Genomic DNA, 8,376 nt, shown 5'->3' with positions numbered 1-8,376 from the left:
CCGACAGACCTTGCACCTTTGTGTTCGCACGATCTGCCTCTTGCACAGCCTCTTGCGATACTGAAACAGCACGTGTGATCTGTGCATTGATCTCTCCAATAGAGGCTGACAACTCTTCTGTTGCACTGGCAACAGTTGCAACATTAGCCGATGCTTCTTCGGTTGCAGATGACACAACGGCTGTCTGTCTTGACACATTATCTGTCACCGCGGACATGCTCTGCGCAGAGGTCAAAAGATGATCCGATGAACTGGATACATTACCAACAACGCCCTGAACCTGTACCTCAAACTGATTGGCAATCCCCAAAAGAGTATCTCGTCGTTCTTGTTCTGCCTGTCGATCTTTTTCAACTTGTTCGGATTGTAGATCGCGAACCTGGATTAGCTTATGACGGAAATGTTCCAGCGCTTTTGCAAGAACACCAATTTCATCGCTCCGCTGCTGATCCTTAATTTCGACATTGGTCTCATCTCTCGACAGAACCTCAACGACTTCAGTAATATTTTTCAATGGTCTGCTCATCAAAACTGTAATCAGAACGGTAATTATCAGCGCCATGAGCAAGGTTAAAACGATTGCTGCAATAATCATATTATTACGCACGCTCGTTGCACCAGCCTGTACCTTATCCAGAGGCATAATGGCGGCAATTGACCAAGGGGTTTTTGAATGCCCAACCGTCAAAGGTACCAGAACATAGAGAGCATCTTTCCCCAGTTCGTTTGAATATCCGATCCAGCTGGCATTCTCACCTTTAGCAATAAGGCCTTTGTAATCCTGGAATTGCGGCGAGCTTTCTTCTATCGCTTTACCAATTTGCTCTCTATCTGGATAAGCAGCCCAAACGCCATTATTGGTAATAAGAGTAACAAGACCTTCTTCATAAGGACGGATTTCTGCAATCTTGTCCTGAACTTCCTGTAAATTAAAATCAACACCAACAGTACCGATAAACTTTCCGTCCTGAATAAGAGGCACTACAACAGAAGTAGAAAGAAAAGCTTCTGTACCTTCATCTTTTGCCAATTCCATCGCATAAGGCTCTGTAATTACCTCTGCCATGGCTTTTCGAGGACCGTCATACCAGTCGGCAGTTTCGCCCTTATCAATATTCAGTCCACGCACACCAAGATCTGTAGCGTTCTTTAAAAACCAGAGATCAATAAAACGTCCGCTTGCGTTGCTTTCCGGCGTATTCGCAAAATCTGCATCCTTACCATCCAGTGCATCTGGTTCCCATCCACTCCAAACTGCTGCAAAGTCAGGGTTATTAAGTGCGACACCTTTAAGTGCTTCTCTGTAAACTTCCCGATCCGTAATTCCTGCCCGATGATAAGCTAAGAATGATTCAGCCATGGTACGTGATGCTGTCATTGCCACATCAATATCAGCCTTCACTTGGCTTCCGATATTTCCGGCGAGTTCCTGACCGTGTTTTTCAGCAACATCAAGGATTGCATCCTGACTTTCCTTAACGACAAAGGCGGTCGTAGCCGTTAACCCGATCGCAAGGGTAATAACGACAGATGTAAGAATCTTACCTGTGAGACTAAAAGATTTGTTCAATATTCCGGGCATAATGTGATCACATAAGCAATTGAAAGTAAGTAAGCGTTATAAGCTCCCTACCAATTCTCGATCACAAAGTATTAATTTGCCTTTAACAGCATATTACAAAATAGGTAAACATGCAGCACCACATAATAATATGCATTCCTAGCTTTGATTAATTGAAAATGCTTAGAAGCCTTAGTAAATAAAGAAAGCCGTAAAACTAGACAAAAAAAGCAAAGGCAGAACGTGCTTACCCCCTTGATAACTCTTAACGTTCCTCTTGCCGTGACAGCTACCTGTGCCACATAACGATCTTTCCTTACCCCGACACCCGTAATTGCGACGTATACCACTACGCTGTAAAATCAGAGCGCGATCCCCACACTTCTCTATCGCAGTCGTTCTGATTTTACTTACGCCACAGTTATAAAACAGTTATAAACTGCGGATAATGTCTTGCTGATCAGGTTCTAAAACTTGACCTATATGGTTTCACGTTGGCAAGATCCCCCCAAAGGAAGTGCCTTTGACAGTTTGAAACCAGACGAAACACAAGCGGTTGAGTACCACACTCCAGAGCGACCACACGCTTTGAATAATCGGTTCGAGCCCAAAACTCACTAAGACTGTTCCCATGACGCGACCACACTAGGCGTCGAATTATTCAAAAAAGTCCCAGACAATCATGTCAACAACCATGTCTAGTTTCTACCCACACCCCACTCCATAATAAAAGATCAGACGGTTCCTGTAACACACTAATACCAGGTTATATATCTGATCAGGTTTGCAATTGAACCAGTGCCTCTTCGAAAGATTATAGCAACTGTGCAAACTCTTATTTTATGAAGCCACCCCTGACTACGTGGGGAGCGAATGTAGGAAAATTACGTTGAATTGGTTAAGAAGACATTAACACAACAGCTATTCAACCTAAAGGCTAAAGAATATTATATACAATTAAGTAAATCCCGAGTAAAAAAATCAAGTATATACAACTTTAAAAATCAATAAGATACGACAATTATTTGAATAGATCTTATTTATTTCGAGCATCAAAAAAAATAATATTATTTTTTGAAAAACCTATAAAAACATTATTTTACGCTCTGCCGCCGTAAAATATATCGAATCAACTTACGAGTAAGAGTCGTAATCATTTGTTACAGTATACCGAGATATCGTGAGATAAAATAAAGCCTTCTCTACATCTGATTGTATGCGTACTAAAATTACACATTTTCGGTTGAACTAACCATTTAGGATACATAACGTTCCCCAAATGCTGTCTGCCCTTTCGTTAGGACGCGTAATTTTACTTTTCCCAATCTTCGCCAACGGGGCGACGTTCTCGTTTGCTTTCGGTATGGATCAGGCTTCTTGTCTCTTTCAAATCCATAACCGACGGACTATCCGGCGTTTCATTATTATGGTCAGATACATAGGCCAATTCGTAATACATTGGAAAATGATCTGACCCCATAAAAGGTTGCCGCCGGATTGATACAAGTTCGAATTCTTCGGAATGAAAAATATGATCCAGTGGCCACCGTAAAAATGGATACCGTGCATCGAACGAGTTAAACATCCCTCGCCCTTGACGCGGATCAAGCAATCGAGAGACCCGCAGAAAACGGCGCGTTGTCGATGACCATGCCACATCATTTAAATCGCCGGCAACCACCAACGGCCTTTTGCGATATCGCGCCTTTTTCCCTGCCACCAGAATTTCGGCGTCTCTGCCAATGGTATCTCTGTGGGGCACAGGTGGATCGGGATGAATGGCAATCAGGTCAAATTCATCACCACCCTTAAACCTGAACCGGCAATGAAAGCTGGGGATACTGTCGTTCAGCAGAAAACGGATATCACCCTGCAAAACATCCAACCGCGAGGCCAAGAACATTCCATAGCTATTATCTTGTGGACAGCTAAGCGTATAGTCATAGCGTTCTGTTACCCCCGCCATGGCATCCACCCACAGTTGATCCGTTTCCATCAGGATCAAAATATCTGGGTCGCAATCCTCAATGGTCTCAATCAGTTTATCGTGGCTTTTATTGCTCTGCTTTACATTGCAAACCAGCATTTTAAAGGTTGATGCATTATCGTGTTTTGCCGGATCAAACCTTGCCGATTGCTGCCACCAAAAGGGGGTAAAGGGTATGATGTGGAAAAGTTCTATCAAAACCGAGACAGACAGCATTCCCACAAGGGAATAGCAATACTGATCCCTGGGAAGGAACGCCACGACAGACGCAAGCGTTACAAACGAAATAGTCAGAATTTGAAGACGTCCAAAATCAAAAATTCTGACGGCACCATGGGCAATTGGAATAAAGGGAAGAACACTGGCCAAAAAGCACAGCACTGTAATTGCCCCTAACAGATAATGTACCATCACGCCTGTTTAATCCCCTCTTCCCCCTCGATAGGGGTATAGATATATACTGACCAACATTTTCATCGGGATCAAACAATCACCAAATCTGGCAAATTTCACTTACCAGCCCCCGACTGTTCTATTTCGCAACAATACTATAATAGAAAATTTTGACTGTTTTCTTGCTGTTATTGGTTATTTCAAGTTTGTTAGCTACTTTTCTTGTGCATCATTTTTTGGGCTATCATTTTCTTGGGCACATTTTTCACTATCATCAACCCCGGACATCCATGTTCGGCAAATGCCGCCCGCCAATAAAATAAGGCTGATGGCCCCAAAAGCAACAATGCCCAGTGCATAAAACCCAAAACCAATCGTCAGGCCAATTCCCCCCGACGCCCAGATACTGGCCCCGGTTGCGGTGCCAACAACCCGGTCGCCCCGTTGAATAATTGCCCCCGCGCCAAGAAAACCGATCCCGGTCATGACACCAGCAACAATACTGGACAAATCAACCTTTACAATGTTTTCCGCCGATGAGAAATCCGAATAAATTTCCTGTCCCAAAATAGCCAGAACACACGTGGTCACAGCAACAATCATATAGGCCCGAAAATCAATTGGTTTGTTCTTGCTATCGCGCTCTAGCCCAAGAACAAGCCCGACAACCATCGCCAAACCGACACGAAGCAAAAGCTCTTGCCAGGAAATATAGGTTAGTTCCAAACTCAAATCGGTCATTCTGATCCTCAATCCATCAAGAGCTTACGTAAGCGCCCTGCTTATACCTTAGTCAGCTTGCACCCTAATATATTGCGCTTTTTGCCCCAGTAAGCCCCAGTAAGCTACAGTCCAACTCTTTATTATCCCATTGATAAGCGCCGTGAGTACCAACGTCTGCAAGGAAAGCCTGAGGACTATATCCAGAGAACCATATTCCCACAACTATACCCCACGAGTATAACCCCATAGCATTTTAAACTGACCAAAAGGACAGATCAATCTAAAGCAGAGGGATCATGATGCAGTTATAGAAATTAGAATGCCCAGAGATGAGAAGCCCAGAGATGAGAAGCCCAGAGATTAATATACCCTGAGATCAATATAGCCTGAGATCAATATAGCCAGACCTTTAAAATACACAGAATTTAAAATATCCAAATTTCAAAATGTGCGGCTTCTAGATCCATCAGATTTGTTTTCACCATCATCACCTTGTTGTCCCGGTTGTTTTTTAATAGGCGCAAGGATGATCATTAACATGTTCACATTCTTACCGTCCGAGGCCAGCGGCAAGATCAGATCCTCAACATCCAGAATATCCTTTTTCGGGCCAACGTATGGGGTAAAGGCATAAACGGGTTCTGCCAAGTCAACTGCTTTGCAACAGTTCTTCCAAACAGAATTCGGGGATTTCAGGTTATCAATTGTGCTCATTAACTCCCCGGTATAGTCCCGGTTAAGCAATGGCACGATACGGGTTCCAATCAACCGGAAACGGAAATCAAGCGGTTCTTCTTGAACATCCAACAACAGAATGCTTGGCAAGAAAGGTACCATTTCTTCAGGGCTTATGTCGTCCCGGCTTGGGATTGCGTCTCCTTGGCATTTCGAAAGCCAGTATTTGTACGCCAAATCAGAAGCGACCGTTCTGTATTCCACATTAAGCATTTTAGTACTCTAGTTCATCAGGGACCGTTATCTCAAGCCCAGTAAATTTCCCAGGTAACTGCCTAGGTAAAATTATACTGTAAGATTCAATAAAGCCATCATCAGGCTTTTCTCAAGCCCCCGAACACACGAAACAATATGGGGCCGACTTTCAGCCTGTTCGATGACAGACCAGCTTTTTGGGAAACACACATCATTTACGGTTAACAAACCATAAATCCAACCAAAAAGACTGCGCGGTTATCATGTATAGACAGGAAAGAGTCAAGTTTTGGAGGATGCGACATACACGCACCCCGAGATAACCAGATAATTTCCTCGCCAAATACGTCGGAACGAACCAAAGAGAATATAATAACCTCAATGCGTTATAACTTTACTCAAAAAGAGGTAAGTAATAATACCTAGAGTTTCGCTTTTTTAGCCGCCACTATTTATTGCCAATATTCAAGATACCAATAGAAAATTAGCCGTGAAATAGCGGCTCAAGTAAAAGCGGTGCCCTACGATCTTATCCCTGTTTTTCTAGAATAAGCCTTATCTGCTCACTCCAGACTTTAGTGTACTTGTACCCGGCATCAAACATTTCGCGTGTTTTCTCACAATCGCCATATTTTTCACTATAAACGATGTCTTTTACCGAAGACTGGATACGATTGAGAAGTGTTTGACCGCCAAGATCTTTTCCCAAGGTAATGGTTATGTATGCAACATCGGCCTCGAAATCAGATAAATCCGAAGAGGAAAGGTAAGAGCATTTTCGATTAAAATGCCATGATGCAGCAACCTTACTAAAGGATTCAAGGGCCATACCCTTTGCGTTAGATTGTGCAGAAGCAGTTCCCGCCAGACCAATAAATATTGCGCCAACCACCCCCAAAACATACTTGATAAACACGGCCTGCCCCTAAGATTTTGTTGTATATAATAGATATAATTATAGAAAATTAAATACAGGGACAAGCGAGATAGATAAAAAAGCAAGAACCGTCATATTCGCCAAATATTCAGCGATATAAAACCCTAAACCCGACTATATATTTTTGACCTATAACTAAGGAAAGACCAAACAACTATTCACACGCCTCGGGGATATCATTGATATCATAGGGGGTCGCTTCGTAGAGTGATTTGATCCAGTTGCCATAGATTGCGGCGGTATAACGCCAGGTATTAATCGGCGTCTTTTCGAGATCATCATCCGGGAAGTAGTTCGGCGGGATCGGCAGATCGGGGAATGACTTGCGATCGCGCAGGAATTCCTTCTTCATCGTATCCGTATCGTATTCAGGGTGATTGAACATATAGATCCGACGCGGATATGTCTTGCACCCCTTTTTGAAGGCTTTGTTCTCTGCCACGAGAAAAATATCCCCTTCGTCGGTACAGGAAACAAGCTCAAGCGGTTCATGGCCTTCTACCTTATCCCGGTGCAGGCGTTGCCAACGTCCCACAGGGATCGGGAATCGGTCTGGCAAACCAAACAAAAGGTCCGCACTGTCTTCCTCTATCCCATGTTCAAAGACACCCAGCGTCTTGATCTTGCCGTTGTGACACTTGATATCGTGGAAATAACGCATGGCGGCAAAGCCAGCCCAGCAAATGTACATGGACGACAGCACATTGGTTTTGGACCAGCTAAAGATTTCCTGAATTTCACCCCAGATACCCTCGCTTGTGACATCTGCATCCAGTAAGTTGACGCCCGTGACCAGCAAGCCGTCAAACTTGCGATCTTTCACATCGCTCCAAGCGTTGTAATATTTACTGATGTGCTCGCTTGGTGTGGATTTGGATTTATGCCCCGCCTTGACACTGGCCACATAGCTGTCCGTCGTCACAAAGGTGAGCCTAACCTGTAGCGGTGTGTGTCCCAACCAACGGGCCAATTGAAGCTCTGTTGTCTGTTTGTCTGCCATCAAGTTCAGGATTGCAATTTCCAGCGGACGAATGTCCTGATGCAGCGCCTTTTCCTCTGCAATCGCCGTGGGATCCCCCAGCGACGGCAAAAAGGGATGAGCTTCACTGGCTGTAATAACGATAGGCAAACCACTAATCCTCTAATGAGCAAACAAGACTGTGCCCCTGTCCGCAATAAAGAAACACGATCAGGAAACCACGACACCAAAGATATAAACTAAACTTGATATAGATGGTTTACATTCAAATCAAGTCCACCGTAGCGAAAACAGCCCAGGAAAAGAACACAATTCTCACTCGCATCACATCACTTATTTGACACCAAAACTAAAAAAATGCTTAGGATCAAAAGCTAATGATCACAAAAAGACCAGTCTTTCTTTCGCCAAAATACATATAACTACGATCTGAGGAAAAGTTACTCCACGGGCCTTAATTCTGCCTTTCATAGGGGATAATAAGATAATAAATTTGAATATCCTGTTACAGCCCGGATTTTAAAGTGCTTATCATTCTTCTTTTATTCATCCTGTTTTTATTTGCTACCTTTCTGATCGTTATAACCGTCGTGGTAAAAACACCCAAAAGCTTTATAAGGAAATCCATACTCACTATCCTTGTGCTCTCAGTTTTTTTAGCAAGTCTCTTGGGTTTTATATATTTCATTGATTATATAGAAAGTAACCCAGAGTACGTCATTCAATCCAGTTATCCCGCAATCCAGTTATCTCGATTTACAGCTTTCCCGGAATACATTCATCCTATTGCCAGCATCCTATTGCCAGGATGATCGAAACTTAATAACAGTTTATGCCTGTGCCAGATAAGCGCTTGTTCTCCCTCA

Annotated in this window: 6 protein-coding genes; all 6 read right to left on the bottom strand. The window is 43.4% G+C overall.

The genetic code is table 11. The features are described 5' to 3' along the window. Positions 1-1,582: methyl-accepting chemotaxis protein (locus Q0241_RS10445; RefSeq protein WP_299377083.1), on the bottom strand; the 1,582-nt coding region annotated here is incomplete at its 3' end. Positions 1,583-2,873: 1,291 nt separating this feature from the next. Then, a complete protein-coding gene (locus tag Q0241_RS10440; RefSeq protein WP_299377085.1) occupies positions 2,874-3,959 on the bottom strand; it encodes an endonuclease/exonuclease/phosphatase family protein in 1,086 nt (361 codons plus the stop codon). A 195-nt stretch (positions 3,960-4,154) separates the two neighbouring features. Then, the gene (locus tag Q0241_RS10435; RefSeq protein WP_299377081.1) at positions 4,155-4,682 is read right to left on the bottom strand and encodes an MgtC/SapB family protein; all 528 of its coding nucleotides are present in this window, start codon (positions 4,680-4,682) and stop codon (positions 4,155-4,157) included. A gap of 423 nt (positions 4,683-5,105) precedes the next feature. Beyond that, positions 5,106-5,612 carry a PAS domain-containing protein gene (locus Q0241_RS10430; RefSeq protein WP_299377079.1) on the bottom strand — a complete coding sequence of 169 codons (507 nt, stop codon included), beginning with the start codon at positions 5,610-5,612 and terminating at the stop codon, positions 5,106-5,108. Between the two features lie 511 nt (positions 5,613-6,123). Next, positions 6,124-6,510 carry a hypothetical protein gene (locus Q0241_RS10425; RefSeq protein WP_299377077.1) on the bottom strand — a complete coding sequence of 129 codons (387 nt, stop codon included), beginning with the start codon at positions 6,508-6,510 and terminating at the stop codon, positions 6,124-6,126. Positions 6,511-6,685: 175 nt separating this feature from the next. Continuing rightward, positions 6,686-7,660 carry a homoserine O-succinyltransferase gene (locus Q0241_RS10420; protein ID WP_299377075.1) on the bottom strand — a complete coding sequence of 325 codons (975 nt, stop codon included), beginning with the start codon at positions 7,658-7,660 and terminating at the stop codon, positions 6,686-6,688. Positions 7,661-8,376: the final 716 nt, after the last annotated feature.

This window comes from uncultured Kiloniella sp., from assembly GCF_937128705.1.
Taxonomy (GTDB): Bacteria; Pseudomonadota; Alphaproteobacteria; order Kiloniellales; family Kiloniellaceae; genus Kiloniella.
This window is presented reverse-complemented; position numbering and strand designations above follow the sequence as displayed.

Bases quoted from the DNA above. Each gene is read 5' to 3' on its own strand.
- Q0241_RS10440 (WP_299377085.1), bottom strand. From the start codon at position 3,959: ATGGTACATTATCTGTTAGGGGCAATTACAGTGCTGTGCTTTTTGGCC.
- Q0241_RS10435 (WP_299377081.1), bottom strand. From the start codon at position 4,682: ATGACCGATTTGAGTTTGGAACTAACCTATATTTCCTGGCAAGAGCTT.
- Q0241_RS10430 (WP_299377079.1), bottom strand. From the start codon at position 5,612: ATGCTTAATGTGGAATACAGAACGGTCGCTTCTGATTTGGCGTACAAA.